Annotated in this window: 19 protein-coding genes and 2 pseudogenes; 3 read left to right on the top strand and 18 right to left on the bottom strand. The window is 65.9% G+C overall.

Features of this window, described 5'->3' with window-relative positions:
* Positions 1-76: 76 nt before the first annotated feature.
* Positions 77-364 carry a helix-turn-helix domain-containing protein gene (locus ACFYUV_RS49740; RefSeq protein ID WP_387682863.1) on the bottom strand — a complete coding sequence of 96 codons (288 nt, stop codon included), beginning with the start codon at positions 362-364 and terminating at the stop codon, positions 77-79.
* A 1,194-nt stretch (positions 365-1,558) separates the two neighbouring features.
* On the opposite strand from ACFYUV_RS49740, the gene ACFYUV_RS49735 reads away from it, so the two are divergent.
* Positions 1,559-1,924 (top strand): hypothetical protein, encoded by a 366-nt coding sequence (locus tag ACFYUV_RS49735; protein WP_387682862.1) that lies wholly within the window; start codon positions 1,559-1,561, stop codon positions 1,922-1,924.
* Positions 1,925-1,958: 34 nt separating this feature from the next.
* Here the strand turns inward: ACFYUV_RS49735 and ACFYUV_RS49730 are convergent, their stop codons facing one another.
* From ACFYUV_RS49730 to ACFYUV_RS49715, 4 genes are all read right to left on the bottom strand, one after another.
* Entirely contained in the window at positions 1,959-2,759 is an 801-nt protein-coding gene (locus ACFYUV_RS49730) for a hypothetical protein (protein WP_387682860.1), read from the bottom strand.
* A complete protein-coding gene (locus ACFYUV_RS49725) occupies positions 2,746-3,519 on the bottom strand; it encodes a substrate-binding periplasmic protein (RefSeq protein WP_387682873.1) in 774 nt (257 codons plus the stop codon). Before ACFYUV_RS49725 ends, ACFYUV_RS49730 begins: the two co-directional genes overlap by 14 nt.
* Before the next feature lie 140 nt (positions 3,520-3,659).
* Positions 3,660-4,640, bottom strand: a complete 981-nt coding sequence (locus tag ACFYUV_RS49720; RefSeq protein WP_387682858.1) for a Gfo/Idh/MocA family protein — start codon at positions 4,638-4,640, stop codon at positions 3,660-3,662.
* 38 nt (positions 4,641-4,678) lie between these two features.
* Positions 4,679-5,827, bottom strand: a complete 1,149-nt coding sequence (locus ACFYUV_RS49715) for a hypothetical protein (protein WP_387682856.1) — start codon at positions 5,825-5,827, stop codon at positions 4,679-4,681.
* A gap of 308 nt (positions 5,828-6,135) precedes the next feature.
* Between ACFYUV_RS49715 and ACFYUV_RS49710 the strand changes: the two genes are divergently transcribed.
* The gene (locus tag ACFYUV_RS49710; RefSeq protein WP_387682854.1) at positions 6,136-6,783 is read left to right on the top strand and encodes a methyltransferase; all 648 of its coding nucleotides are present in this window, start codon (positions 6,136-6,138) and stop codon (positions 6,781-6,783) included.
* 160 nt (positions 6,784-6,943) lie between these two features.
* Here the strand turns inward: ACFYUV_RS49710 and ACFYUV_RS49705 are convergent, their stop codons facing one another.
* Together ACFYUV_RS49705 and ACFYUV_RS49700 are read right to left on the bottom strand one after the other, a co-directional pair.
* On the bottom strand, positions 6,944-7,816 hold the full coding sequence (locus tag ACFYUV_RS49705; protein ID WP_387682852.1) for an integrase core domain-containing protein: 873 nt from the start codon (positions 7,814-7,816) through the stop codon (positions 6,944-6,946).
* Positions 7,817-8,574: 758 nt separating this feature from the next.
* Complete coding sequence (locus ACFYUV_RS49700) at positions 8,575-8,808, bottom strand: hypothetical protein (RefSeq protein ID WP_387682850.1); 234 nt, start codon at positions 8,806-8,808, stop codon at positions 8,575-8,577.
* Positions 8,809-8,859: 51 nt separating this feature from the next.
* Here ACFYUV_RS49700 and ACFYUV_RS49695 point away from each other — a divergent pair.
* Positions 8,860-9,030, top strand: a pseudogene (locus ACFYUV_RS49695) (IS5/IS1182 family transposase); the annotation flags it as partial.
* Positions 9,031-9,206: 176 nt separating this feature from the next.
* On the opposite strand, the gene ACFYUV_RS49690 reads toward ACFYUV_RS49695, so the two are convergent.
* From ACFYUV_RS49690 to ACFYUV_RS49640, 11 genes and pseudogenes are all read right to left on the bottom strand, one after another.
* Positions 9,207-9,482: a hypothetical protein gene (locus ACFYUV_RS49690; protein WP_387682848.1), complete on the bottom strand. Its 276-nt coding sequence runs from the start codon at positions 9,480-9,482 to the stop codon at positions 9,207-9,209.
* Positions 9,479-16,228 carry an HYD1 signature containing ADP-ribosyltransferase family protein gene (locus tag ACFYUV_RS49685; RefSeq protein ID WP_387682846.1) on the bottom strand — a complete coding sequence of 2,250 codons (6,750 nt, stop codon included), beginning with the start codon at positions 16,226-16,228 and terminating at the stop codon, positions 9,479-9,481. The genes ACFYUV_RS49690 and ACFYUV_RS49685 overlap by 4 nt, the downstream gene beginning before the upstream one ends.
* A 73-nt stretch (positions 16,229-16,301) precedes the next feature.
* Positions 16,302-20,303 carry a LamG domain-containing protein gene (locus tag ACFYUV_RS49680; protein ID WP_387682844.1) on the bottom strand — a complete coding sequence of 1,334 codons (4,002 nt, stop codon included), beginning with the start codon at positions 20,301-20,303 and terminating at the stop codon, positions 16,302-16,304.
* A 299-nt stretch (positions 20,304-20,602) separates the two neighbouring features.
* A complete protein-coding gene (locus ACFYUV_RS49675) occupies positions 20,603-21,370 on the bottom strand; it encodes a class F sortase (RefSeq protein WP_387682842.1) in 768 nt (255 codons plus the stop codon).
* Positions 21,360-22,196, bottom strand: a complete 837-nt coding sequence (locus ACFYUV_RS49670; RefSeq protein WP_387682840.1) for a hypothetical protein — start codon at positions 22,194-22,196, stop codon at positions 21,360-21,362. Before ACFYUV_RS49670 ends, ACFYUV_RS49675 begins: the two co-directional genes overlap by 11 nt.
* A 37-nt stretch (positions 22,197-22,233) precedes the next feature.
* On the bottom strand, positions 22,234-22,479 hold the full coding sequence (locus ACFYUV_RS49665; protein ID WP_387682838.1) for a hypothetical protein: 246 nt from the start codon (positions 22,477-22,479) through the stop codon (positions 22,234-22,236).
* Between the two features lie 1,173 nt (positions 22,480-23,652).
* A complete protein-coding gene (locus ACFYUV_RS49660) occupies positions 23,653-23,847 on the bottom strand; it encodes a hypothetical protein (protein ID WP_387682871.1) in 195 nt (64 codons plus the stop codon).
* An 82-nt stretch (positions 23,848-23,929) separates the two neighbouring features.
* Positions 23,930-24,310 (bottom strand): annotated as a pseudogene (locus ACFYUV_RS49655) (XF1762 family protein); the annotation flags it as partial.
* The gene (locus ACFYUV_RS49650) at positions 24,249-24,509 is read right to left on the bottom strand and encodes a hypothetical protein (protein ID WP_387682875.1); all 261 of its coding nucleotides are present in this window, start codon (positions 24,507-24,509) and stop codon (positions 24,249-24,251) included. The pseudogene ACFYUV_RS49655 and the gene ACFYUV_RS49650, both read right to left, overlap by 62 nt.
* Positions 24,506-25,825, bottom strand: coding sequence for a M20/M25/M40 family metallo-hydrolase (locus ACFYUV_RS49645; RefSeq protein ID WP_387682836.1), 1,320 nt, complete (start codon positions 25,823-25,825; stop codon positions 24,506-24,508). The genes ACFYUV_RS49650 and ACFYUV_RS49645 overlap by 4 nt, the downstream gene beginning before the upstream one ends.
* Positions 25,822-26,586 (bottom strand): GNAT family N-acetyltransferase, encoded by a 765-nt coding sequence (locus ACFYUV_RS49640; protein WP_387682834.1) that lies wholly within the window; start codon positions 26,584-26,586, stop codon positions 25,822-25,824. The genes ACFYUV_RS49645 and ACFYUV_RS49640 overlap by 4 nt, the downstream gene beginning before the upstream one ends.
* Position 26,587: the final 1 nt, after the last annotated feature.

Below are 26,587 nucleotides of genomic sequence, written 5' to 3'. Positions count from 1 at the left end.
CAGAGGAGTTCGAAGGTCTCTACTACGCTCAACACCACCCCAACGAACCCATCGCAATCAACCGCTGAGGTCTCCATCAAATTCGGGGCGATTCAGTGTCCATCGTGAAGAAGTCACAAGCCAGCGTGCTGGCGGCGTGGGCGCGGAGGAAATCACGCCAGCGGTCATCGGCACGTCGCGGTGCCGGACCCAGGCGCGCCCGGTTCAGTACCCGGCGGATCGTCGCACTACTCACCTGATGGCCCAGAAGCCGCAGTTCGCCACGGATGCGCTCGTAACCCCAGCGGGGATTCTGCCGTGCCAACTGCTGGATCAACGCCACGACCGCCGGATCGGTCGCTGGCGGTCCTATGTTCCGGTGCATGGTAAGTACAGGGACTTGCGATCAGATGCTGGTGCCAGCGCAGCTGCGTCCCTGATGTGCTCAACCGGCGGCCACGCTGGCAGTTCTCGGCCCAGCGCGGACAGCACAGCTCGGTCCGCCCATGACAGCCGTGGACGGTGGCCTGGCGGCGCAGCACGGTGGCCTCGTGCCGCAGGACGAGGATCTCCATGTTCTTGGAGGCGTCGCTACGGGCCAGCAGCGTCAGCCAACCTACGATGCGGCAGAAGATCATGTAGATGAGACGGAGCGTCACGAGCCTCGAGCATGCCTGGCCCAGGCCACTGCTCCGACCAGGAAGCCGAGACAAACCCGCAGCTCACGACCGTGAACGGAGTATTAACACCCTTCAGGCATAGGCGGTCTCCACTCGTCCGTGGAGGAGAGCTGGTGCGGCATGATGATCGTTCGCGCTTCTTCGCCTGGCCTATCTCACCGTCACGAACGCGTTCGCCGCACTTCGGCCACTGCCGATGAGTGATCATGATTAGGATGTCGAGACTCTTGTCCTGCGTCACCAGGTCATGGTCCTGCAACAGCAGCCTGGCACCAATGCACGGGTGAGGTTCGCCCCTGAAAACCGTCTCTTCATGGGGGCGCTCCTGACCTTTCCGCCCCCAGCGGTCCTACGTCGAGGCCGGCTTGTCGTCCGCCCAGACACCATCCTGCACTGGCACCGCGAGTTGGTGAAGCACCAACATGCCCGTACCTGCCGGCCGAAACGCCGTGAGCGCCCGCCGACCGTCCGCTCCATCTACACACCCATTCTGCGCCTGGTCCGAGAGGACCCCTCCTGGGGCTATCGGCGAGTGCACGGCGAACTCAGCATGCTCGGCCTCAAGGTTGCTGCTTCCACACTCTGGGGATCCTCCAATGGGAAGGTCTTGATAGGGCACCCGAGCGGGCCTCCACCACCTGGGCCCACTTCCTACGATCACAAGCCGACGCACTTCTGGCTTGCGACTTCATCGAGACCATCACCCTCAACGGCAAGCGCCACTACATGATGGCCGTCATCGAGCATCCCACCAGGCGCATCCATGTGCTCGGCACGACCGCCTACCCGACCGCGGTCTGGGTCACCCAGACGATCAGGAACCTCGTCATGAATCTCGAGGACGCGGGCTGCAGGGCGCAGTCCCTGATCCGAGACCGGGACGGCAAGTTCCCTCTCTTATGGATGAAATCCTCGCCGACGCCAGTATCCAGGCTGTACTCACCGGCACCCGGATGCCGCGCATGAACTCCATCATGGAACGGTGGGTGCAGACCTGCCGCCGCGAACTCCTGGACCGCTGCCTGCTCTGGAATGATGGCCATCTACGCCACTCCCTGGGCGAGTACGAGAAGCTCAACAACGAGCATCGCGCTCATCAAGCCCTCGACCAGGCGGCCTACTCCGCGCCGCCCCGACCCGCTCACCGAACCGGCGCGCATCCTGGGCCTGAATATCCGCCGGCACGACCGGAGGTTGTCACTTCAAGTGACACCCTCCACGACCGGCTCGGAGCAATCCTCCACAAGTACCCACATGCCGCCTGAACTGCACGGACCCCAATTTCCGGCAGGCGCAGCGTCACCTTGCCGACACTGTCGTCCGCCTGCGCGAATACACGACGATCACGGCGGTGAAGGCAAGCGACGTCAGGAGAGCCAGGAAGACCGCTGCAACACTTGGCAAACTGCGACAGAAGATGGCACAGCACAGAAGAAACATCGCCAATGCTATGACCGTGGTATTGATCCCGGTGAAACTCCTGATAACCCGCGGATAGCCGCCTCCCGCATGATTGAAGGACAGAAGGATGATGGAGGTCGTAGGGAACATGATCGCGAGACCGGTCCACCCGCTGTCCAGCATTCTGGAAAACAAACTGATCGCAAATACGACCACAAAGGCTATGCCCGCTCGAGCCGAGAGCCGTGGCGATATGATTTCATGAACGCTCGAGAGAACGTCCGATCTCCGACAGACCCTCCTGGCTTTCAGCCAAATCACAGGGAAAGAGGCCATCGCCACCGTTACGCCAACTATTGGGCCGACAAGACTCATCCCGATGGCGCATGAGACCCACACAAGAATGGCTAGGCCAACTACGACGGCCGTGCTCCGCTTCCGGACAGTAACGAACACGAGCAGGCTCGCCTGGAACGGAAAAACACCGGCTACCGCATATACAGCAGCATCGCTGAAGAACTCCGCCGGTTGGCTGAGTGAGAGATAAAGCATCACCGGAAAGGCCACGATCGGAGTCCCTTGCAGAAGCCCGCCTACCGTAGGTCCGAACCATTTTTCGACCAGCGCGATAGTTATGACGATCAAAAGAGCCAGAGCCGGAGACAGGGCAACCTTTATAAGCTCTTCAAAGTGGTACAATGAAAGGTCCGTAATCTTCGACTATTTGACGGCAACGCTCCTGCAATTCTGGCCGATCCCACATTTCGTACAGTTCTCGATCGAGCCAGTCCCTCAGTTCATCACAGTTTGCTCGGACGAAGACGCCGCAGGGCACGAGAAGGAGGGGCAGGTCCGCGAAAACACAGCACAGATTGATCTCCGCTGGATCGACGTCCTTGCAGTACTGCAGCCATCGTGTTCCCGAAACAAGGGCGATGTCCGCATTTCCCAGCGCGATCTGGAGAAACACTCCGGGAACATAATCTGTGTCGATGGTTATCAGCCTCCCGTTCTCGCACGTCGCCCCATAGCGAGTCCGGGCGACCTCCTCTCCCACTTCACCAACGACGGCGGCCACGATTGTGCTTCTGTCCCTGAGCCGTTGGGGGTTCCACTTCGCCACTCCCTCTTTGCGAACGACCCCGATGACTGGGACCCCGAACCTGGCATCTACAACCTCACCAAGGTGCCTTCTTTGCGGGGTCTCAAGAAGGCAGGCGATCGCATCGACCTGCGCGTTCTCGAGCTGGGGAACTATTTGGCTGGCACGGGTCGGAAGGAACTGGACATCGATATTATTACGTCTGCCGATCTCCTGCAGCACCTCGACATAGAGCTCACTGAATGATACGGAGCTGCCGTCTCTATGGAATTTGGCGAAAGGAGGCCAATTGATGCATCCGATCACCAACTTGCGAGACGCCGTGATTGCAGCAAGTGGGGCACCATCAGCCCCCATGGCTGCCGACGTGTCCGCGCCCTTCCGAGCAGGGGCTCCGGGGCTCTTCGTCTTGCTGGATGCATAGTATGAAGCCGCAGTATAGATGGTTCCCACAGCGCCCAGGATCAAGCCGATGATGGTAAACGGATCCATTTGTGCTATTCTTCTCTAGAAATATGATTTAGATCATTAAGGACGTCGATCCATACCTTTCCGTGAACGGGGAAGGGAGACCCTTTGATGATTGAAGAACAGAAGCCTTCAAGCTGCCGGCGGTAAGGGTTCTCGAAAACATAGGTGGATGGCATGCCGTTCAAAGTGACGATTCCGGGCGCTGATCGTCCAAGCAGTCCATCGCACGTGATGCTCCCCTTGTCGCCAAAGAACGACAGCTCTGATTGCGATGGGAAGAGAACGGAGGAAAGGATCTGCGCGGTAAGCCCTTGTTGAAAGATGGCCGTGATCAGAGTGGTTTCCTCGTTGCGGCTTCCCAGAATCCCGCTCATGCACGAGCCGGACAGGAACGAGCGCGTCCAGCCGAACCGATCCATGAACATGCGCATGAGATCGAGGCAGTGAGAGCCCACCCCAGACAGTGACCACCACCGACTGAATGCGGGATCTGCCCGCCAGTCGGCCGTCGTATCACGTAGGAACGTCCACCGCATAGCGATATGACGCACGTTGCCGATCTCTCGCTTTTTGATCAGGTTCAGTACATGTTCGATTCCTGGATGCCAGCGCAAGTGAAAACCCACTCCCAGTTGGAGTCCAGTCTTGTCCGCCAACTGAATCAAGGCGAGGCTCTCGTCGAGAGTCAAGGCAAATGGTTTTTCTACCAGTACATGCTTTCCTGCCTCTAGACACGCCTTTGCCTGTTCGAAGTGCAGTGAGTCAGGACTGGCGATGATCACCGCGTCCAGCGAGTCGTCAGCCAGAAAAGCATCACGGTCGATGAAGGACTTCACCTTTCTGTCCAATACGAATGATGAAGCAAAATTGTCGGCGTTCTCCGCAGTCCTACTAAGTACACTGTTTAGTTGAGCGCCGGCTACCTCGACGCAGGCGGGACCATGTTGATCACGCGCAATGCTGCCCGTGCCGATAATTCCGATTCGGACGGATGTGCCATCTTTCACGTATACGCCCCTTCATCCCCGTCACCTTGGTGAAACTATCAGATCATCATCTTACGGTTGTGCACCACCAGGGCGTGAAGGTATGTGGCGAAGTTCGATCCCCCGGTACCATAGTTTCCTCGAAAAGCGAGGCCCGCGTTCCCTCGGAGATAGATGCCGACATTGTGTAGGTGCGCTTCCCTGAGACGAGCCACCTGCTCAACGACGCGATTATAACTTCTCCTGCAATGAGGGCTTTGGAGAGCCTTTTCCCGTATCCTTGTGGAGGCCGCAACCCATTCAAGAGTGGACCGATGCCACTTCGGTCGGTACTTGTCGAAGTCCCAGTATGTCTGCAGGTTCTCATTCTCGTCAGCCTGCTCTACGTCATGCATAATGGACATGAAGCGGTCAAAAAAGGGAAGAAGCGCACTTCCCGATCCCGTCTCGCCGCGAAGCTCAGAGGCGTTGATGCGGGCGCCCTCGAAGCGAATTGACGGAAGGTTATTCCGCCACCCCATCAGATACAGGCGAATATTGCTTTGAAAGATTTTTGGCGAGACGACGTCTTTGACCTTTAGGAATTCATGCCGCATCTGCTCGATCGTCGCTGCGATCGCGTCGAGACCATCGCTCAGATCGAGGTGGCTCTGCGTCATCAGGCTGATTGCTTTACGGACAGCGGGGAGACCGACCTGCTCATATGCGGTATGGACTACTACGAACTGATTTTCGTCGCTGGTTCCTGAAAACGTGTAGACCGATTTCAGGTTTTCGAGTATTGCAGGTTTCCCAGAATCGATGAGCCTGCTGTTCCGAATCGTGTGGTCGGAGTACAAGTACGTGGGAGGCTCGTCAAGCTCGGCGGATATCGAGATGAGCGGCTTCGCCAGCTGCATGGGAACGGTTGTTCTGGGAAGGCCGCTTTGATCCAGGTGGATCGGCTCCCAGACATACGCCTGCACCAAGAAGCTATACGCCATCTTGAACAGCTCCAGCTCATCGGCGGGCACAGGTGCTTCGATGATGGGAAGCCGCGCGATCTCCTCGCCCAGATCACCTGCCCGCAACAACTGGGGAGCATTCTTGGCCAGGTTGTGGATCACATCGTAGGGCGGCGACAGGTGATCTGGCTGGTCAAGCCGGCCGCTGAAGCCGAAGCGGTTGACGTACTCTACGTCGTGCGGCAGATGTAATTCGCTATCCACGTGAGCTCCCGCTCGATACAACCCAGGATCGGCTATTGAAGCAGAAAGGTCAGAGGTTGACAATGAGGTACGCGGTGGGATTTACGTGACTGATCGACCGTAGCGGTGATCATAGTTGTCGACACGGACGGTTGATGCCCTGAGCAGGAGATATGCGCCTTGCTCTGGCCATTCGCTATTCGTGTGATACTACTGCGTGAGATACGCGATCTGAACTGCTCAGGTTCTTCTGGATTCTAAGCACACGGGAAACGAGATTTAGGTCGGCCTCAATCTGTTTCTCGATGCCCAGGAGGCGAAGGATCACCATGATTTTCGAGATCTTCATGAGTCGAGAGCTTGAAGTTCGTCTTGAAACCTGGGCGGAGCGAGTCTATCCTCCTTCGTTGATCGGCAGGACGTTCGCAGAGGAAGTGGTCAGGCGCTCGGCGCAGGGGTTGCGCATCCTTGACGTCGGATGCGGAAGCGGTCTGATCGGTATAGTCGCCTCCCTGTGCGGAGCTGACGTCACTTGCGTGGATATCGACCCAGCAGCAGTACAGAATACGATCTACAACGCCGGCCTCAACGACACGGAAATTGAGGCATGGGAGAGCAACGCCTTCGAGGCTGTGGGCGACAGGAAATTTGACCTCATCGCCGCGAACTGCCCACACCCGGATCTTGACCTCTTCACGAGAGTGGTCAGCGAAGGAGCCGAGCATCTCGAAGTTGGAGGTTCTCTACTTGTGTGGACGACCAGTGCCTTCAGCATTGAAGAGTGCGAGGCCCTTATCTACGGGACGTGGGATTGCGTTGAGATCGTGCGGGAGCTCAAATATGACTTCCATAAGATCGGGGCTGTATCGCCTGAGGTGTCTGCCGCTATTCCAGCCCTGCTGGAGCAGGGGCGCTTGGAGAAGTATGGATCTCGGCACGTGGCGGTTGCGCGCTGGTATGTTCTCCGAAGAATCTAAATACTCTACGGCTACAGCGGAGGCTGCCATTCGTTGTATGTTGCTTGGGGCCTTTGGGGGTGTCAAGCCAACTAATGCTCGTTCGTTGGTAGACGTCACTGAACTTCGGGCACAACGAATCCCTTTCAACCCTCTCCTGCCGAAAATCCATCCACGCAGGTCAAGCGACGTGTGAGTATTCGTGGAGAACGCCGCCGAGCCGGTCTCGTCGGCGTACATTCAGGTCGATGATTTGAGTCGGATCCGAGATCGGGTCAGGGGCGGAACGCAGCGGCGCTGCTTGGTCCAGGGCTTGATGGGCCCGGTGCTGGTTGTAGAAGTGTCCGTACTCGCGCAGGGCGTGCCGCGGGTGGCGTTCGTTCCAAACGAGGCAGCGGTCGAGAAGCTCGTTGCGACACGACTGCACCCACCGCTCCGTGACCGAGTTCATCTGCGGCATCCGAATGCCGGTGAGCACGGTCTTGATGCCGGCCTCGGCGAGAATCTCTTTCATGAGCACCGAGAACTTCCCATCCCGATCTCGGATCGGAAGCGCGCCCGGCAGCCCGCGTCGGTCAGATCCATCACCAGATTTCTGATCGCTTGGATGACCCAGTTGGCGCTCATGTGAGCGGTGGTGTCGACCACGCAAATGCGTCTGGTGGTGTGCGCGATGACGGCCTGGATGTACTGGCGTTTCGCGGGAGATCTCGGTGAGGTCGGCGGCGTACATGCCCGAAGCGTTGAAGCGGTGCGCGCCGGAGATCTTGAGACCCTCCGAGGGCGGAGGGCCGCCGCGTCGCCTAACGGAGAAGTGCACGGTGCTCTTCTTCGCGAACTGCTTTTTGATCGCCTGCACGACGGAGTCGAGAGACTCCGATGCGGAAGCCGCGTGCACGGCGCCGCCCGGAATCGTCACGCTCAGCAGGCCGGCCACGACCAGCGCGACGCTCATGCGCTTCACGCCTCGATCATCGCAGTCGTTGATCTCTGTCTCATCACGCCAGGGTGCCGGCCCGACGCCGTCGTTCGGCAAGAAGCGGCGCGCAAGCACGGCGGCGATGAGAGGTGGTCTGGTCGGGTGTCCCTCGGCAGGACGGCGTACGAGGGCGAGCCTTGGAGAAGCCGGCAGGGACGGGTGGCCAGGGCGAACACTGATGCCAGCGCGCGGCGCAGGGCTTGCTGTGTTGTGGCTGGACAGAGGTATCGCCTTACGCAATGCTGAACGGTTGGCCTACTTAATCGTCCGTCTGCCGTCCTCGCTCGTGGTAGCGCAACTGTGGATGCGGCTTCCGCGGACAGCAGAGTTCGGAGTGCTCGTGCCGGGTCTGAACGCCGGCTACGAGGGTTTGGGGAGCACTCGCGACAGCGCAGCGAGTACCACCCGGTCTTGCGAGCGGAGATCGGGCCGGTTCACCTGACGGCGCAGCACGGCGGCCTGATGCCGAAGCACCACGATCAACGTCATTGCTGCGGTCTTCACGGCTGAGTAGGACCAGTGGAGGCAGGACGGGTCCGAGGATCATGTAGAGCGAGGACCACCCCACCACCAGCAGGACGCCTCGAAGCGCTCTGTGCTTGAGCCGCATAGCTACTGGTCGACCACATTTTCTAACCCAACAGGTGTCGCCCGGCGGGAGTAGCGTCAGCGAGCCGAGCAACCGGACCAGGAACAGGTACAGCGGGCGTAGGAGCGCGTGTGCCGAGGGTAGAAGGCCGGATCAGATGCCATGGGCGAGTTGTGGCATCGTACAGTGCTCCGATGTCGCCATGCCGGGCCTCCTGGGCAGGAGGCCCGGCGGTGTGTATGTGTCAGTAGTCGCGCAGCTCTTCCTCCGCGCGTCGTGACCACCGCGAAACGAATGCGGGATCCAGCCCTTCCTCGAGAACCGTCACGCGGATCTCTCCGGTCACCGACTTGTGGATGTGCATGAGTTCCCCACCGTTCGGCGCTAGATCCCAGACCTCGGCGACCCAGTCCTCAGTTCCCGGAACGCTGAGGACAGAGAGCTCGATGAGCCGTTCCCCTTCTTTTGCCACGATCACGATGTCATCCCATTTCCCTGAGCGAATGCAGCGTCCACGACCCCGTCCCCCGGGCTGCCGGGCACGATTCGGACACTGTGGAAGCGGTATCGTCACTGGCCCTGGCTGTCTCGCGGGCAGCAAGACGTCAACCGCGACCCACGCCCGCATCCGCGCCATTGGCGAACGCGTCGTCGAGACTTGAAGAGCTGGAAGGTGCTGACCAAGTTGCGCTGCTGCCCCGCGTCGAGCGACTGCGGCCGCTCGGCCGGAAGTGCACCGAGGCCACATCGCTTACATCTGGGACCCTTGGTGCCTGGAAGCGGCTGCCCTCGCTTTGCCTCCCTGGCAACGCCCAGGTCAGGTGCTGCCCCCTGTCCCTGAAGCCGGTTCAGGGGGACGCGCCTACATTCGAGGGATCAAGGATTGCCGGGGTACACGTAACCTTCCTCGGCGATCTCCTCCAACCTCTCGTCGCCGATCACCGCTTCCACAGCGTCACCGACGAGTCCGCGCGCCCTGGCCAGGCGCTGGAACAGCTCACGGTCGACCATGTAGTCCACCAAGATTTGCGGGCTTGCGTCGGCGAAGGCGATCCTGGAGCGGATCCGGTCGAGCGACACGACGAACTCGTTCAGATCGCTGAAGAGCTCGATCGCATCAGGGAGCGGCAGCGTGACCTCTGGTTCACTCATCGCACCACCCTGATGTTCGAGATCGGAGTATCTCCTGTCGCTACCCACTCCGTGATGCCCATCGTCGGATTGGGACGACTGCTGACCAGATCTTCGGCTACATCGAATTCAAGCACATGACGACCACGGCCTCGATTGATGCCGAGTTTGGCTTCCGCGTCCCGTGGAGACATGGGCTTGCCCTTCGCGGGGACCATGAAGACCTTGTTCTGGTCGCTCGCACGGATTACGCCGCTCTCCACGATTCCCGCCTTGCCCTTCGCATTGGTGTAATGACGCATACGAAGGGTGTCGGCTGCTGCGTCAGCGGTTCCGCAGTTGTGGACGAGGACGCTCGGGCCGTTGACGCCGACGTGGTACGTGTGGACACCGGCGACGGTCAAGTTGTGAACGCGCTGGACGGCGGTCCACTTCTCGATCGCAGTGATCTTGACCCAGGTGCCCGCTGCCGTGCGCAGCCGCATCCCGGGGGCGAGCGCCTCCGCTGCAATCCAGGCCTTACCGGCCTCGATCCAGAACGGGTGGCCGTCGGTGGCGACCACGACGCCGGTGGCCTTGCCGCGTTCGCCATCGGTGTCGACGGTGATCTGGACGAGGTTCTTCTTGCCTTCGCCGGTGATGACGTTGACGACGGGGCGTGAGGTTGTCTTGCCTGTCTTCGGATCGGTCGCCTTGACCTTGTCGCCGAGTTCGACCTTCTCGATGGGCTTGGTGCTGCCGTCGGCCATCAGGACGGCCGTGCCGGGGACGAAGCTGTTGGTCAGGCAGTTGGCCAACGTCCGTTCGGCGACGGCGAGCTCGTCCTTGGCCTTCAGCCAGCCGACGAAGGAGTCCTTGGCCTTGACCAGCAGGCCGCCGACCTTCTTGCCGAGTTCGATGGCCTTGCCCCACTTCCAGGGCAGGCCGTACTTGACCGCGGCCTTGCCGAGGACGCCGCCGGCCACCGAGGTGAGGACGTTGACCGCGGTCTCACCGCAGGCGGCCAGGTCGCCGGTGGTGAAGCAGTCGATGCCGGCGGTGAGTCCGACCTCGTCGGCCGCGATCTTCGCCAGCGCCACCACGGTCTGAATGATCTTCTGCTTCTCCGCCTCGACCTTGGTCTGGGCGGCGGCCACCGCCTGCTGGGCGGCCGCGGTGCCGGCGGCACGGCTTCCGCTGGAGGTGGACGTGGGCGTGGAGGTGGACGGCTTGGCCGCGGGCTTGGGCTTGGGTTTCGGCGTGTAGGTGGTGTCGCCCGACTCGCAGAAGGAGGCGCAGGCCGTCAGCAGGCCGGTGGGGTCGCTCCAGGTGAGCGGGTTGTTGCCGGCGTAGGCGTAGCCGTGGATCTGCTGGGGGTCGGTCAGGTCCATGACAGGGTCCACGCTGACGAACCGTCCGAGGAGCGGGTCGTACTCGCGGGCGCCGAGATGGGTCAGGCCGGTGCTGTCGTTGATGCCGGTGCCCAGGAAGCCGTGGTCGCCGGGCCAGACGCCGGTCGAGCCGCGCAGCGCGCCGAAGGGCAGGGTACGGCGCAGTGACACGATCTGGGTGGCGCCCTGGATGGCCACCTGCCCGGTGCCCTGGTGGTCGGGGGCGAGGAAGGTGACCGCGCTGGCTCCGACGCGGACGGCGACGGTCTGGCCGTCCAGGTTGTAGTAGCGGGTGCCGGAGACGACGGTGGTCTTCTTCAGTTCCATGCCGAAGGGCAGGTACAGGGTGACGGTGGTGCCGTCGCGGCGGATCAGCCTGTTGCCGTCGGCGTCGTAGAGGTAGGTGCTGGTCTTGGTGCCGTCGGTGACCTTCTCCAGACGGCCTTCAGTGTCCCAGGTGAGTGTCTGGCTGGTTGTGCCGATCTTGCGGGTGGTGGTGTTGCCGACCTGGTCGTAGCCGAAGCTGTCGGTACGCGCGCCCGCCGCGCCGGTCTGGGTGACCGACGAGAGCCGATGCTGGCCCTGGCCTGCACCGGGGTAGGTGTAGGTGCGGACGGTGTCGGCCGCGCCGCCCACGCCGTGCTGGGTCTCCTTCGTCCGATTGCCGGTGGCGTCGTAGGCGTAGGACTGCCAGTACGGCTGGATGCCGCCGATCACGCTGGAGGCGGGGGCGGCGGAGCAGTCGGTGTCGCCCTCGGTCCAGGCCTCGGTCAGGCGGCGGAGGTAGTCGTAGCCGAAACACTGCGTGTCGGTGCCCGACTTGGACACGTCCGCGATGGAGGTGATGTTGCCGGCCGGGTCGTAGCGGTAACTGGCCGAGCGGTCCACGCCGGCCTGGTTCTCGCGTTCCACCCGGGAGTTGGCCAGGCGCTGGGTGCCGAACTCGTAGGAGTAGGTGAACCAGGAGCGCTTGCCCGCCGTGGTGCCGACCTCGTACTGGCCCACCTTGCCGGTCAGGCCGTAGGTGGTGGCCGTCACGTAGGTGTTGAGGTTGGAGGTGAGGGTGGTGGGCCGGGCCAGTTCGTCGTAGCCGTAGACGGCGTTCTCGGCGTTCATGCCGCCGGCCTGCGGATAGCCGATGGACTGGACGGTGCCGTCCAGGTTGTAGCTGGTGCCGAACTGGTAGCTGCCGGCGAGCGTGCCTTCGGCCGACGGGACGGTGACCGTGGTTTGGGTGGCCCGGCCCATCGTGTCGTAGGCGGTGACCGCGCTGGTGTACGCCTGCCCGGCCGACCAGCGGCTGGTGGAGGTGATCGCGCCCTTGCGCAGGGTGTCGTAGACGAACTCGGTCAGCAGGGTGCCGGTGGCCGAGCCGTCGCGGGTCTGGGTGACGCGGTCGAGGTCGTCGTAGCCGGTCCAGACGGTCTTGCCGCGGGCGTCCGTGCTGGAGGTGACGCGGTCGAGGTCGTCGTAGGCGGTCTTGGTGACGCCCTTGTCCGGGTCGGAGCTCTCGATCAGGCGGCCGCGCTGGTCGTAGGTGTACGTCCAGACGTTGCCGGATCCGTCGGTGACCTTGCCGACCCGCCCGGCCGGTGTGTAACCGTAGGTGGTCGAGTCGTAGGCGCCGGTGGGGCTGTCGCCCTTGTACTGGCGCTTCTCGCTCACCTGGCCGCGCGCGTCGGTGATCGTCGTGACGGGCGTGCCGCCGGCCGGCGGGTCCACGTGCACGCGGTCACCGCCGTAGCTGGTGGTGGTGCGCCACTTCTCCTGGCCGACGCCGTTGCCGGCCAGCAGTTTCTCGACCGTGACGCGGCCCAGGCCGTCGTACTCGTAGGCCGCCTGCGACTCCACGCCGTCGGTCACCTTGAACAGTGACGGCTCCGGCGCGCCGGTGGCGTAGTAGGCGGCGTAGCTGCGGTCGACCAGGCCACGCTCGTTGTAGAGGGTGTCGGTCAGCAGGCGGCCGCCGTTCGGGCCGGGTGACTGGGTCTGGCGCGGGCGCAGCAGGCCGTCCATGAGCGTGTAGCTCCACGGGCGGTAGCCGCCGGAGTTGTTCAGCGAGCGGGTGCCGACCGCGACGATGGCGCCGCTCTTGATCGTGTAGCTGTACTCGGTGTTGGCGTTCAGCCCGGCCGACTTGGGGTTGTTCGGCAGCCACACGCCGATGAGGCGGCCGAGCCCGTCGTAGGTCAGGTCGGTACGCGACCCGGCCCCGTCGATGTTGGCGGTGGGCAGGCTCCAGGCGGCGTCGAGTTCGGTCGTGGTGGTCAGGGCCGTTGCCGCGTCCCCGGCCTTGGCGGGAGGAGTGGTGCTGGCGATCGACGTGGCCAGGCCCTTGGCGGGCGTGTAGGCGGTGGTCGAGGTGCGTCCCGCCGCGTCCGTCGAGGTCAGCTCGCGGCCGTAGGCGTCGTACGTGGTGGTGCCGACCGTTGCGTACGTGGCCGTGGTGCCGTTGTGCGTGGCCAGCTTCTCGACCTTGGTCGACTGGCCCTTGGACGGGGCCGCGCCGAGTGCGCCGTTGTCGAAGTAGGTGCGTACGTCGGCGATGACCTGCTTGGAGCGGTCAGGGGCCGTGGCGCACGCCACGGCGACGGTCTCCTCACGGGAGACGTAGTTGATCAGCCAGTCACGGGTGTTGGGCGTGGCGTAGGTGATGCGGACACACTGGTCGTCGGCCGTGGTGGCGACGTCGCCCTTGTCGTCGGACTGGGTGCGCAGGCCGTAGGTGGTGTCGTAGGCGTGGTCGACGCGGGTCTCCCGCCAGCCGCCCGCCTCCAGTGCGGTCCAGGTGCGGGTACTGCCGATCCCGGTCAGGGCCGCGTTGACGGTGCCCCAGGGGCGGGTGCGGCTGGCGGACTGGTGCCGCCACGGCGTGTTGACCGTCTTGGACACCACCGCGCCGCCGGGCTTGTCGTACGTGGTGGTCTTGAGCAGGAAGCCGTCCAGGCTCTCATGGTCGGTGTGCGTGCCGCCCTCGCCGTCGGAGACGGTCACGGTCTTGGTGTCGGAACCGTCCTTGGTGGCCCGGTCGCCGTTCATGCCGCGCAGGTACAGCGAGGTCTGCTCGGTCTTCATGCCGACCTCGGGGCCGCCGCCGGTGCGCGTGGTGACCTTGCCGTAGCCTCGCCACTGGCCCCACGTCTTGTACTTCTCCTTGACCAGGCCGTCGTCGTCGTCGAAGTGCCAGGCCGCGCCGCCCTCGTAGGCGTAGCTGGTGACCATGTCGGGCGCGAGCCCGGTGCGGTCGGAGGCGATTACCTTGGTGACCACGTACTTGTGGAACCAGTCCCGGACGGGGTTCGCGGTGCCGCCTGGCTCCCAGAACACCGGGAAACAGCGCTTGCCGTTGTCCGAGGGCGCGGGGAGGCTGTCCAGGGTGCATTCGGGCTCGCTGTAGCTGACGTCCAGCTGGCCGCCGGACTCGTCGTAGATCGTCCCGAGCCGGTACTTGACGAACGGCGGGATGTCGTCGCCCTGCTTGTCCAGCCGGTTCATGAGCTGGACGTGGTTGAACGTGACCGGAGGCAGGCTGACCGGGGTGCCGGTGGCCAGACCGGTGTGCTGGATGGACTTCAGCAACAGTGCTTTGTCGGCGTCCGCCTCACCCCAGCTGTGGTCCAGTGTCCAGGAGTCGACCGGGCGGTAGGAGCCGTCGGCCTTGAGAACGCTGGTGGTGACCTTGGTCAGGCGCTTACGGGTGAAGAAGGCGGGCGCGAAGACCTTCTCGCATTCGCCGTCGGCGTTCTTGCACTGCTGGTCCCAGGGCACGTCCGGCCACTGCTGCGGCTGGTTGTCGATCTTGTCGGGAGCGCAGTCGAACCCGGACTCGGGGATGCAGCGTTCGGCGACCTCGAAGTCGACCCGGCCCAGCGGCTTGCCGGTGTAGACGGCGTCGGAGCGCAGGCCGTAGTCGATGTGGTCCAGCCAGGAGCCGCGGTCGTAGGGGGTGTCGTCCGCCTTCTTCAGGTTGCGGCCGTAGTGGTTGCCCTCGACGTTGTAGTAGTACGCCATCGCGTTGCCGGACGGGTCCACGACGTAGTCGAGGTTCCAGCGGTAGGCCTGCTGGCACCAGGAGTCGGCGAAGCCTCCGCCGTTGCAGGGCTCGCCGGAGTTGTTGCCGAAGACCGGGACGGTGAGGGCCGACTTGGTGGCGCCGCTGCCGTTCCAGCCGGGCAGGCGGTTGAGGCCGAAGAAGTACTGGGTGCCGTCGGTGGTGGTGATCCGCCAGTGCTCGCCGTTGTCGTCGCCGTTGGTGGTGCCCGTCAGGTGCTCGATGCGGGTGCCGTCATCGTCCTTGAGCTTCCAGACGTCCGAGCCGGGGACGGTCTGGACGAGGTCGCCGCCCTTGCCGTTCCAGGTGAGGGTGGCGTTGGGGTAGGCCCAGCACAGGTCGCCGGGCTTCTCCAGGTCCGTGCCCTCGCCGTCGTCCTGGCAGGCTTTGTAGCTGCGCTCGATGAAGCCGGGGGAGAGCTGGAAGCCCTCACCCACCCACGAGGTCTGGCTGTTGGTGTTGGCGGTCTTGCCGTCCACACTGGCCGAGGAGTAGGAGACGGCCAGGTCCGGGGTGAGGTCGCCGGGCACGGGCGGCACGCGCATCGGGTAGGACCAGGTGAAGTCGCCCGTGTTGGCGCCCGCGGACCAGGTCGCCGAGGCCGACAACGAGGTCGCCCGGTAGTCGCCCTGGCTGCCCGAAGGCCCGGTGGTGGCGGCCAGCACCATCGGCCCGCTCGCGGTCAGCGCGCGCGCGTCCGCGGCCAGCGTGATCTCGCCGGTGAGCGTGCTCGCCGCAGGGTCGTTGGCGGACGCGATCGGCGTGGCCTGACGGCATTCCGGCTTGTCCGGGCTGGTCAGGGCGCAGGAAGGCAGGCTCACCAGGCGGAGCCGACTGCCGTACGAGCCGCCGTATGCGTGCTTGAACGACGAGTAGTCCAGCTTGATCTCGGCTCGGCCGGGCTGTCCCTCGCTCTGCGACAGGCTGAAGAGCGGGCCGTCCAGGCCGACTCGCTGCGCGGCGGCCCGGTCGTGCACCTGAAGCTTGACCTTGCCGCCCGCGGCGGGCGCGGTGCTCTTGATCTTCGGCGTGGCAGGGACGCTGAGCTGGAGAGGTGAGTCGCTGAGAGGGGCGCCCAAGTCCGCTTCCACCGTGACGGCGCGCGGCCAGTCGATGGTCGCGGGGATCGGCGTGTGCTTGGTGGCCGGATCCGGCTTGCGGTCGCGTACGGCCACCTGGCCGCCCTTGGCGACGCGGTCATGACTGGTGACGTCCGGCCGGCCGTTCTTCTGCGGCTCGGCGCTGACCGGTTGGGCGTGCAGGGTGGTCAATCCGACACCGCTGAGCGCGAGCACGGCCAGTGCCCGGATCCAGCGGTCTCGCCTGCGTGGCAGCGTGCTGCCCACGGGTTACCTCCAGAAAGCCTGTGTCAGGCGGGGAAGGGGGAACGCGGGCTGGGCCCCTGAGGGCCCAGCGGCGTCAGGAATTGGCGAGGAGGGTGATTTCCTCGGCGGTGAGGGCGCCCTGGTAGGCGTGGACCTCGTCAAGAGCGCCGGGGAAGGCGTTGCCGTAGCTGCCGCTGACGAACTTGGTCCGGCCGATCTGCAGCGCGCCGCTGCCGTTCCACGGGGTGTCATGGGCGGCCGAGCCCTGGAGGACGCCGTTGACGTACAGGCTGATCTTCTTGCTGGTCGGGTCGTAGACGCCGGCCAGGTGGGTCCACGTTCCGATGGCCGGCGCGGCGCTGGAGAGAGCGGTGCGGGCGGCGGCGGTCGAGGTGTCGTTCGCCCTGATGCGCATCATCCAGCGTTGGGTGGCCTGCTCGTAGCCCAGGTAGAAGGCGCTGCCTCCGGCGCTGTCCTGGGACACGGCGGCGTGGTTGGCGGTGGCGCTGTCCAGCTTGACCCAGGCCGTCACCGAGAAGGCCCGGTCAGTCCGCACTGGTGAGGTCGAGCTGGCGTAGGCGCCGCCGGTCAGCTGGGCGGCGCAGCTTCCGCGCACGTCCTCCACCCAGCTCGCGGTGCCGTTGAGCGTGGCGTCGTGGCCCTTGCCCGAGTAGTCGTAGACGGTGGTGCCGTCGCACTCGTCGAAGGTGAGCAGCAGCTCGGGCGCGGTGGGCGGGTAGGTGGTGATCTCGGTGCTGTTGGCGAGGGTCTGGATCTGGCTCTCGCTCGCGATGCCGGTGAAGGCCCAGGTGTCGTCGAGCTGGCCGGGCCAGTACTCGCCGTACGCGCCGCCGGTCTTCGTCCGGCCGAGCTGCAGGCCCTTGGCGGCGCTGAAGGCCACCGTGTTGTCGCGGACCGACACCGACTCCTCGAGCTGGCCGTTCACATACAGCCGCAGCTGGTCGGCGAACGCGTCGTAGACCACCGCGAGGTGGTCCCAGGTGGAGTTGGTCTGGAAGCGGGGGTGGCTCGCGGTCTGGGACACCGCGCCGGTGGCGTCCTTGTCCGGCACGTCGATCTGCCAGGCGCCCTGGTTGGCCGGATCGGCCCGGTCGGGCACGTAGCGCAGGGTGAAGGCGCTGTTGACGTTGCCTTCCTCGCTCAGCACGGCGACCGGCTTCTGCGGGCGTCCCGCCGTGCTCGCCCAGGTGGCGACGGTGAAGCTCTCACCGGTGTTGACGACCGGGGCGGCGGTGGCGGCGTAGCCGCTGGTTCCGTTCAGCGTCAGGGCGCCGGTGCCGACGGCGACGTTCGCCGTACTGATCGAGGCGCCGCCGCCCAGAGTGAGGTTGCGGGCCTTGCCGCTGTCGTCGCCGCTGACGGCGGGGGTGCCGGAGGCGGAGTTCAGCTTCCAGCGGGCGGCCACGGTGGGGTGCGTGGTGAACAGGTCACGGGCTTCGGTGCCGGTGACCACGCGGTCGTACAGGCGGACGTCGTCGATCGAGCCGCCGAACAGGGTGCCGGGGCCGCCGCTGTAGGCGCCCGAGCCGATGAACACCGCGCCGGTGGCGTTCCAGCCGGAGGTGAAGGCGGTGCTCTCGGTGAGCGTGCCGTTGACGTACAGGCGGAGCTGTCCGGCGGTGGCGTCGTAGACGCCGACCAGGTGCTGCCATTCGCCGCCCTGCGGGGCGGCGGTGCTGTTGACGCGGACGCCGGTGGCGGTGCTGGTGTCGGTGGTGGTGCGCATGAAGCTCCACCGGTCATAACCGGGCGAGTAGAACAGGTCGAAGCCGGACTTGACCGCGCCGGCCTGGGCCATCACGTTCATCTGCTTGCCGGGCTTGGACGTGGCCAGGCGCACCCAGGCGGCGATCGAGAAGCTCTTGGTGGTGTCCAGGGCCGGGCCCGCGGTCTTGGCGTACGTGCTGGTGCCGTCCAGGTCGAGGGCGGTGCCGTCGGCGCCGGGGATGCCGAGGGTGGCGTTGCCCGTCAGCGTGGCCGGGATCTGCCCGGACAGGGTGGTGGAGCCGGCCGGGTCGTCCATGTTCCACTCGGCCTTGGCCGGGGTGCCGGCCTTGACGCGGAACAGGTACTGGGCCACCGCGCTGGCGTTGCCGGCCGCGTCCAGGGCCTTGACCCGCAGGAAGTTCACGCCCGCCGTGGACGGCATGATGCTGACCGTGACCGGGCCACCGCCGGTGGTGGTGCGCTCGAAGGCCGACGACGGGTCGGTGTTGAGCCCGATCTGGTACTTCACCACGTCGGTCGCGGTGGTGCTGATCGTGAAGTCGCCGTACCTGCCGACGCCGTCGATCCACGGGTCGTCCGGGTTGTCCGGGTCCGATTCCGGATAGCTCGTGGAGGTGATGGTCGGGGCGGTGGGGGCGGCGGTGTCGTACAGGAAGGTGCAGAAGACGGCGCCGGTGCCCTCACTGCTGTAGGCGCTGTAGGTGGTGCCGTCGTAGGAGCGGGCGTCCCAGGAGAGCGTCTTGCCCTGCGGCGGGTTGAGCGTGGCCGGGATCGTCATCTGGAACTGCGAGCCGGACGCCTTGGCGTCGGTCAGCGGCGAGGTCCACTTCAGCGCGCCGTCCCAGAACAGCCGGAACTGGCCGCGGACCTTGGCGGCGTCCTCGGTGTCGGCGTCGCGCAGGGTCGCGTACAGGACCGGCACCTTCTGCAACTTCGGGCCGTTCGGCGACACGCAGGCGCCACCCGGGTTCATGCTCAGGTCGGCGGGCTTGGGCTGCTGCGGCGGGGTGTTGTAGTTGACCCGCAGGTACGCGTCGTCGCCGAACCGCTTCCAGCCGATCATGTCGCTCTCGTTGGCGGCGCGCAGGCCGAAGGCCATCCGCGACTGCCCGGCCGCCAGGGCCTTGGTCAGACCGGCCTTGGCGTCGAACTCGACGTTCTTGGCCGGGCAGTTGGCGTCGTGGCCGTAGGCCACGTCACGGGAGTCGAGCTGCTGACGCCACCAGCCGGACGTCTTCTGCTTGTCCCAGTCCAGGGCGTCGGCGAAGTTGTCGGTCCACCACAGCTGGACGGACCGGTCCTCGCACGAGGCCGACCAGACCTCCTTGGCCTGGAACTCGGCCGAGATGACGGTCTTGCCGGCGTAGGCGCCGATCGGCATCTCGTAGTGCAGGCGCTTGACGTGGTTGCTGCCGCAGCGCGAGTCGAGGCTGGTGCTGCAGTAGCCCATGCCCTCGTCGTTCTTGCCCTTGAACTTGTAGTAGGGCGTGGACGGGAAGGCACTGGTGGTCATCGCCCACTCGTTGGCCTGCTCGGTCTTGAACACCGGGTCGATGTAGACGGGGAAGGTGGTGTTCGCGCCGGTCAGCAGGCTCTGGTCGGGCACCAGCGCCAGCTCGTCCTGGGTCACCTGGACGCCGAGCTCGGCCACGTTGGCGCCCTCGCCCGGGCCCTCGGCGGAGCTGACCTGGCCGGGTGCCGCCGCCGGAGCGGACTTGAGCGTACGGGCCGTCGCGGCCTGGGCGGGCGCCGAGTCCCACATCAGCGGGGTGGGCGCCCTGAAGACGACGGCTCCAGAGGCCGTGTCGACCGCTGACACTGCGCCGGTGTCGTCCTTCCTGGTGGTCAGCCCCTTGCCGGACAGGCTGTAGCTGAGCTGGGACAGCGCGGGGTTCGCGGCCGCCTCGCGGGTCTTGACGACCAGGACGTGGGAGAAGCCGTCCACGTCGGCGCGGGCTCGCAGGTCCACGCCGGGCAGTACGTCGGCGTAGACGGCGGTGTCGCCGTCCAGTGTGGGCGCAGGCAGCGTGTTGTTCCAGCCGAGCGACAGTTCCCGGCCGGCCAGGCCCATCGCCGCCAGCGGCGCGTCGCCGCCGGTGGAGAAGCGCAGCTCGACGGTGGAGGCCACCGGGCCGATGGAGCCGTCGGGCTTCTTCTCCAGGCGGGCGTCGGTCCTGACCCAGCGGCCGGCCTGATGCGTACGGACGGGGCGCAGGTGTTCTACGGCGGTGTAGGTGCCGTCGCTGTTGGCGAACACCTCGCGGGACTCGCCACGGAAGGCGCCGATCTCGACGGGCTTGCCGGTCTTTCGGGCCAGCTTCAGCGCTGCGGCTTCGGTGGCCACCATGGTCTGCGTCGGGTCGGTCTCCGCATGGGCCGCGGAGGGGGCGACTGCCGCCAGAGGCAGCTGAAGGAGGGCGAGCGTGAGCGCCCCCGTCAGCGCAGCGGATACACCGCGCGTATTGATCACTTAAATTCCAAACAAGAGCAAAGAGGACGTAAAGCGGCGATAAAATTAGCAGCTCAGAGGGTCGCCCTCGTGCCGGGGAACCTCGCGCTTATCGATCAAGAAATGGGCGGGAAGCCTTGTCTCATCGATCGTTTCGGCGGGTCGGCATGCTCTTGATCGTGGTTGTCACAGATATGTCACAGTTGGGGGCTGGCCTGCAGGAAGCTGGCGAACACGATCACGTTGTCCGCGTAGCTGCGCGACGTGGTATTGAAGGCGCCGCCGCAAGTGATGATGCGCAGGGCCGGATTCGACGTCGAGCCGTAGACCTGGGCGCTCGGAAACGCGGTTTTGGCGACCCTTTCGACCCGGTCGACGACGAACACGTCACGCCTGCCGTCCGTATGGGCCACTGTGATCCGATCCTGTGGCCGCAATTCCTTCAGGCGCGCGAAGACCGCCGGAGCGGTCCGGGTGTCCACATGGCCGAGCAGGACGGCCGGGCCCACCTCGCCCGGTGACGGGCCGAGGCCGTACCAGCCCACCAGGTTCTCCTCGTCCAGAGGGGGCGGCTCGATCACCCCGCCGGCGTCCAGGCCGACCTGGACGATCGGCGCTGACACGCCGATCGCCTCGATGTCCAGCCGGGTGGGCGGGGCCACGGCCTCGGCGGCTGAGGGCGGGGACGGTTGCGCCGCGGGCGGAGGAGGCGCGGGTATGACGACGTACTGCGGAGGCGGGGACGCGGACGCGGATGCGGCGTCGGCCAGGACCCGGTAGGTCATCGCCAGCGGGGTGCCGACCAGGACGATCACTCCGGCAATGATCATCACCCAGGAGAAGGCGTTCAGCTTCCTGCCCGGCGTCCCCGAGGCGGGCGACGGAGGACAGGCCGCCGGTCGGCTTGCCTTCGCGGCAGCGAAGAAGACCAGCCACGAGTACTCCGAGTGCCGGTCAGAGTCCATGCACGCGCCTGCGCCTCAACTCCCAGCCGATGCCGATCGCCAGCAACAGCACGACGCCGCCGCCCGCCACGTACGGGAGGGGATCCGGCGCGGCCAGGCCGCCACCTCCGGTCGGCGCGCCACCCACGGGGGTGACGACGGCGCCGCCCTGATCGGTGTCCGTGGGTGCTGCGGTCACCGTGACCGTAGGAGTGGGGGTCGGGGTGGGTGTACTCGACGGCGTGGCGGTGGTCGCTGCTTCAGTGCCCTTGACGGTGACGGAGCCCAGGGCGGGGGCTGCGGCGTCGGCGGTGCACACCGTTTCCTGGACAGTGCCGTTACGGGTGATGAGCAAGGAGATGTCGCCAGGGACGACGCTCAGCGTGCCGGCCTGACGAGGTGTGTAGGTGCCCTTCATGGCGCCGCCGTTCAGGGGTTGGCCCTTGGTGATCGCGGCGCTGTTGGGCGGTGAGGTGGTGACGACTGTGGTGGCGGGATCGGCTGACGTGGTGGCGCTGCTCGTGGAAGTGGGTGCCGGGCTGGAGGTGGTGGTCGCGGTAGGGATCACGGTGGAGATCTTCAAGGTGCCCTTCTGCGTCACCGCGCCTGCGGGCAAGGCGTCCGGGGCGAGCAGCCCTGTGTCGACGGACCACTCCAGGTCGAGGTTCTGCCCGATGGACGCGGTGGCCGGAAGGGTCGCCCGGACCTGGACCTGCACGGGCGCGTCCGTGCCCAGGGGCGATCTGCAGATGTAGGTGACGGCCGTGTCAGCGCCGGCCGGAGTGACGCCGAAGCCGAGGACGGCGGCGAACGCGACGATCGGTGGCGTGATCCATCGGGAGAGCATGAACATCCTTTGCGGAGAGGAAGCAGTGAGGGAGAAGTCAGTGGGCCCGGTGCTGCCCGATGTGCGCCTCGCGGCGCGGGCGCGTGATCCTGGTACGCGCCTCGACCAGCACCAGTCCGCACAGCACGGCCACGATCAGGACGATCGCCGGGACGGCCAGCAACATGTCCCGCCATCCCATCCCGGGGCGCGGCGAGGGAGCGCTGACCAGCCGCACCGCCTGCTGGACCGAGGACGAGGAGGACGGTGCCGGCGACAGAGTCGGCGTGCTCGGCGGAGCCACCTGGGGCAACGTCACCTCGGGCGTCGGCGTCCCCACACCAGGCGTTTCGGCATGGATTGGTGGCAAGCTTGCCGCGGGGGGCTGGCTGACGGAAGCGGGTTGCGGAACTGTGGTGACGGTGACCGTGGGCGCCGGTGTTGGCGGCTTGACCGTCTTGGTGATGGTGGGTGCTGGGCTCGGCTTGGCGGGTGGTGTGACGGTGATGGTCACGGTGGGAGCCGGCCTGGGGAAGTCCGGATCGTCCTCGACCGTTCCCCAGTCGGGTTCGACCGTCCCCGGCTGCGGGTCCGCGTGGGCGGTGCCTGGGAACACGCTCAGGAGCAGTACGGCCGACAGGATCAGGATCCTTCTCACCCGACTACTGGCATCGACGTCAGCCTGCAAGGGCAGGTGATCGGAGTGGGCACGGGCACGAGGACCTTACAAGTCGGCGATAGGCGGCCCGAGGAGATTAAGGCAAAGATTTGCCCATGATTGTCCCGTTTGATGTCGAAAAGAGAACCTTTGGGTAGATCTTCTTGGTCCCGCTCGCTGCTGGCCGATCACATAGAGCCGCTGCGGAGTTCGCGAAAGGCGTCGCTTCCGGCGCTCTGCGGGCGGCCGTCCAGGCGTAGGTGGATGCTGGAACCAGCGACGGCGCCTTCAATAAGCGACAGCTTGCGGTGTGAAGATCATTGGCTTGTGCACGGGTTGGAGCGCGCCGAGCACTTTGGTCGTCATCTTTTGATGATGCGGAGACGGCTTGGCGCGCGGGATCCATTCCGGTGCCGTAACGGCGGTGATCGAATGGGGGCGGCCGTGCTCGGCGCGTGCTCGTACGCCCCGTCACGCGCCGTCAGGACCCGGCGCTGCCTGACACGCGAAGTACGCTGAGGTGGGACGAAACATCATCTAGCGTCACTGCGCGACACCAAAAGATCTTGCTTCTAATCCGACGGTCGCAGGTTCGAATCCTGCAGGGCGCGCTTTGATCATGGCCTGACCTGCGATAACGCGGCGTCGGATGCGTTCTAGAATTTTCGTCTAGCGGTTGCGTGCTCCGTGCGTGCTCGGTTGCACCAACCCTGCACACACCATGATCATCCGGCATCTCCGAGCCTGTGCGGCAAGAGCAGCAGCCCCGCCTCGCCGCGAGCAGGCGGCGAACGCGGGGCCGGATGCTTGATCCGACTGTCAGCTCCTCAACGAGACGACTCTCCCCGCCTCGGCCTGCTCTTCCTTGCCGAACAGCAGGGCCGCGGTCTTCTCGGCCGCGGCCGTGGCCACCTGCGGGTAGACGGAAGTGTAGGTGTCGGCGGTGAACGCGCTGGAGGTGTGGCCCAGCGTTTCCTGCACCACCTTCATCTCCACCCCGGCCGCCAGCATCAGCGAGGCCGCGCCATGGCGGAGGTCGTGGAGCCGGATGGGTGGCAGGCCGGCCAGGTAGGCCAGCCACAGGGGTGTAGGTGATCAACCTGCAGTAGCCCATCGCGCGGGCGCCCCGCCAGGCGGCGCCCAGCAGCGCGAAGCAGGCGTTGGGTGTGCCGTCGGTGGCCAGCCGGGTGACCTCAGCGGTGCGGCCGTCGGCGAAGGTCCGGGCGACGGGTCGTCCGACGAGCACGACGCCGACGAGGGTTTCGTCGGTGATCTGGACGGCGATCGCGAACTTGGCACCGGGCGGCGGACCGAGACGCCGGTGGGCCCAGGCGACGAATGCGCGTGCGGTCCGGATCGTGACCGGCGAAATCACCAGCCGCGGGTTCCCCCGCCGCTCCGGATTCTGCTCAGCCTCACCGACCCCGACACGAAAGGTCGAACCTGCGCAGGAACGCCTGCCAGAGGTTGTCCACATGAGACGGACAGACGCCGGTGCGGGACGACCGCAGCCACAACGGTCTCGGGTCACGGTCACCGGGCAGGTGGTGCACCGTGAGCCGGATCAGCATGCCTTCCAGCACGGGCAGGTCGCCGTGGTCCAGCCAGGCAGCCCGGCGGGTCAGGCAGGGATGCAACCGGTCCCACGCCAGGGCGTTCGCGGCGCCGTAGGTCATACCGTGCGCAGGAAGTCGTCCAGCACGTCGACGCCGCTGCGCAGGGATGCGATCGGCACGCGTTCGTCGACGCCGTGCATGCCGGCTGGTGTGCGGCCGTCGGGGTCCTCGCCGAGCGGGGCGAAGCCGAAGCCCGCCAGCCCCAGCTCGGCGAACGGCTTGGCGTCGGTGCCACCGCCCATGCAGAACGGGACGATCACGCCGTCCGGGTCGTGGCGCAGGACCGACGCGGCCATCGCGTCGTACCAGGCGTTGTCCCAGCCGGCCCCGATCGCGGGGCGGTAGGACAGGAATGACCGGGTGACGGACGGTCCCAGCAACTCGTCGATGATGGCGAGCTGTTCGTCCTCGGTGCCGGGCAGCGAGCGTACGTCGATCTCGGCGTGCGCCTCGCCTGGTACCACGTTGAACTTGTAGCCCGCGTCGAGCACGGTGACGTTCGTCGAGCAGCGCAGCGACGGCTCGACGTACTCGCGCAGCGGCCCGATCCGGTCGAGGACGGCCTCGACGCCCTCGTCGGAGGAGAGGTCGGCGTCGAGGCCGAGGGTCCGCACGGCGGTGTCGAGCAGCCGGCGCACCGGTGGCGTCAGCGTCAGCGGCCACCGGTGCGCCGAGATCCGGGCCAGGCCGGTCACCAGGCGGGCGACGGGGTTGTCCGGGTTCGGGCGTGACCCGTGGCCCTCCGTACCGGTCGCGCGGACGCGCATGTGGAGGGAGCCACGCTCGGCGACAGCGATCGGGTAGAACCGCCGTACCGTCCCGTCGGGCGCCCGTACCGGCACGGGCCGCCCGCCCGACTCGCCGACGGCGGTGGTGACCCCGGCGAAGAGCTCGGGTCGGTTGCGCACCAGCCACTCGGCGCCGAGGGCACCGTCCTCCTCCTCGTCCGCGACGAAGGCGAAGACCACGTCGCGTCGTGGTCCGGTCGCGTCGGCCGCCCACCGCAGCAGAGTGGCGAGCATCATCGCGACCGTGTCCTTCATGTCGGTCGCGCCACGGCCCCACACGTAACCGTCCGCCACCCGGCCCTCGAACGGCGCCACCGTCCACCGCTCCGGCTCGGCGGGGACGACGTCGAGATGCCCGTGGACGAGCAGGCCGGGCAGCAACCGGTCGGCGCCCGGGACCCGGAGAACGACGTTGGCCCGGGTCGGTTCGGACTCGATGATTTCGGGGTCGTACCCCGCCCCGCGTAGGAGACTGGCGACGTACTCGGCCGCGGCCAGCTCGCCCTTGCTGCCCGCCTTGCCGTAGTTGCTGGTGTCGATCGCGATGAGGTCGGAGCAGATCGTCACGACGTCCGGGTGGTCTTTCATCGTTCTCCTGTCTTGGTTGGGTAGGTGATCAGGTAGCCGTGCCGCCGGTCGAAGGCGGCGATCTCGGCGCCGCCGGCCAGGGCCCCGGCCAGCACGTCCCGTACGTGGGCACGCCAGGCCCGCGCGAGGAGGGGGTTCTCGACCCGGACCCGTTCGATGTCCTCGGGGACCGGGACGAAGGCGGGCCCGCCGGTCCACGGAACCACCTGGAGCGCGTCGTCGCGGACCATGATCAGCGGCCGATGGTCACCCTCGGGCGGCCCGGCGGCGGCGGGGGAGAGCAGGTCCCACTCGACGAACAACCGGTCGCTGGCCTCGCCGCGGTTGAGCCCGTCGTGCATCGGGCCGTAGCAGTCGGGCAGGTAGTCCGTCGCCCGGGCACCGAGCTTGACCAGGTTGAAGTACGCGTTGCGACGGACCAGGGGGTCGAACGTCCAGGTGATCGAGCCGATGCCGCGGCCCAGCGCCCAGTCGCGCTGGTGGCACTTGAGCAGGTAGCCGATCTGCTGGGCGCGGTACTTCGCCTCGACCCCGGTGATGTGGCTGTGCAGGGATCCGTTGTGCGGCGCGAGGAACCCGACCGCGGCGCCGGCCAGATGCTCCCCGACGAATGCGACGGCGACGTAGTTGCCGGTCATGCTGAAGGCGCGCAGCAACGCGACGGTGATCTGGCTGGAGTCGGGCGCGCCGTCCCAGACCCGGTTGAAGAGGGCGGCGATCGCCTCGAGGTCGGCGAGCCCGGCCGCCTCGCGGACTGACACT

Source organism: Nonomuraea sp. NPDC003560 (genome assembly GCF_042878785.1).
Lineage (GTDB): Bacteria > Actinomycetota > Actinomycetes > Streptosporangiales > Streptosporangiaceae > Nonomuraea.
Note: the sequence above shows the minus strand (reverse complement) of the source record. Positions and strands in the feature narration are given on the sequence as shown.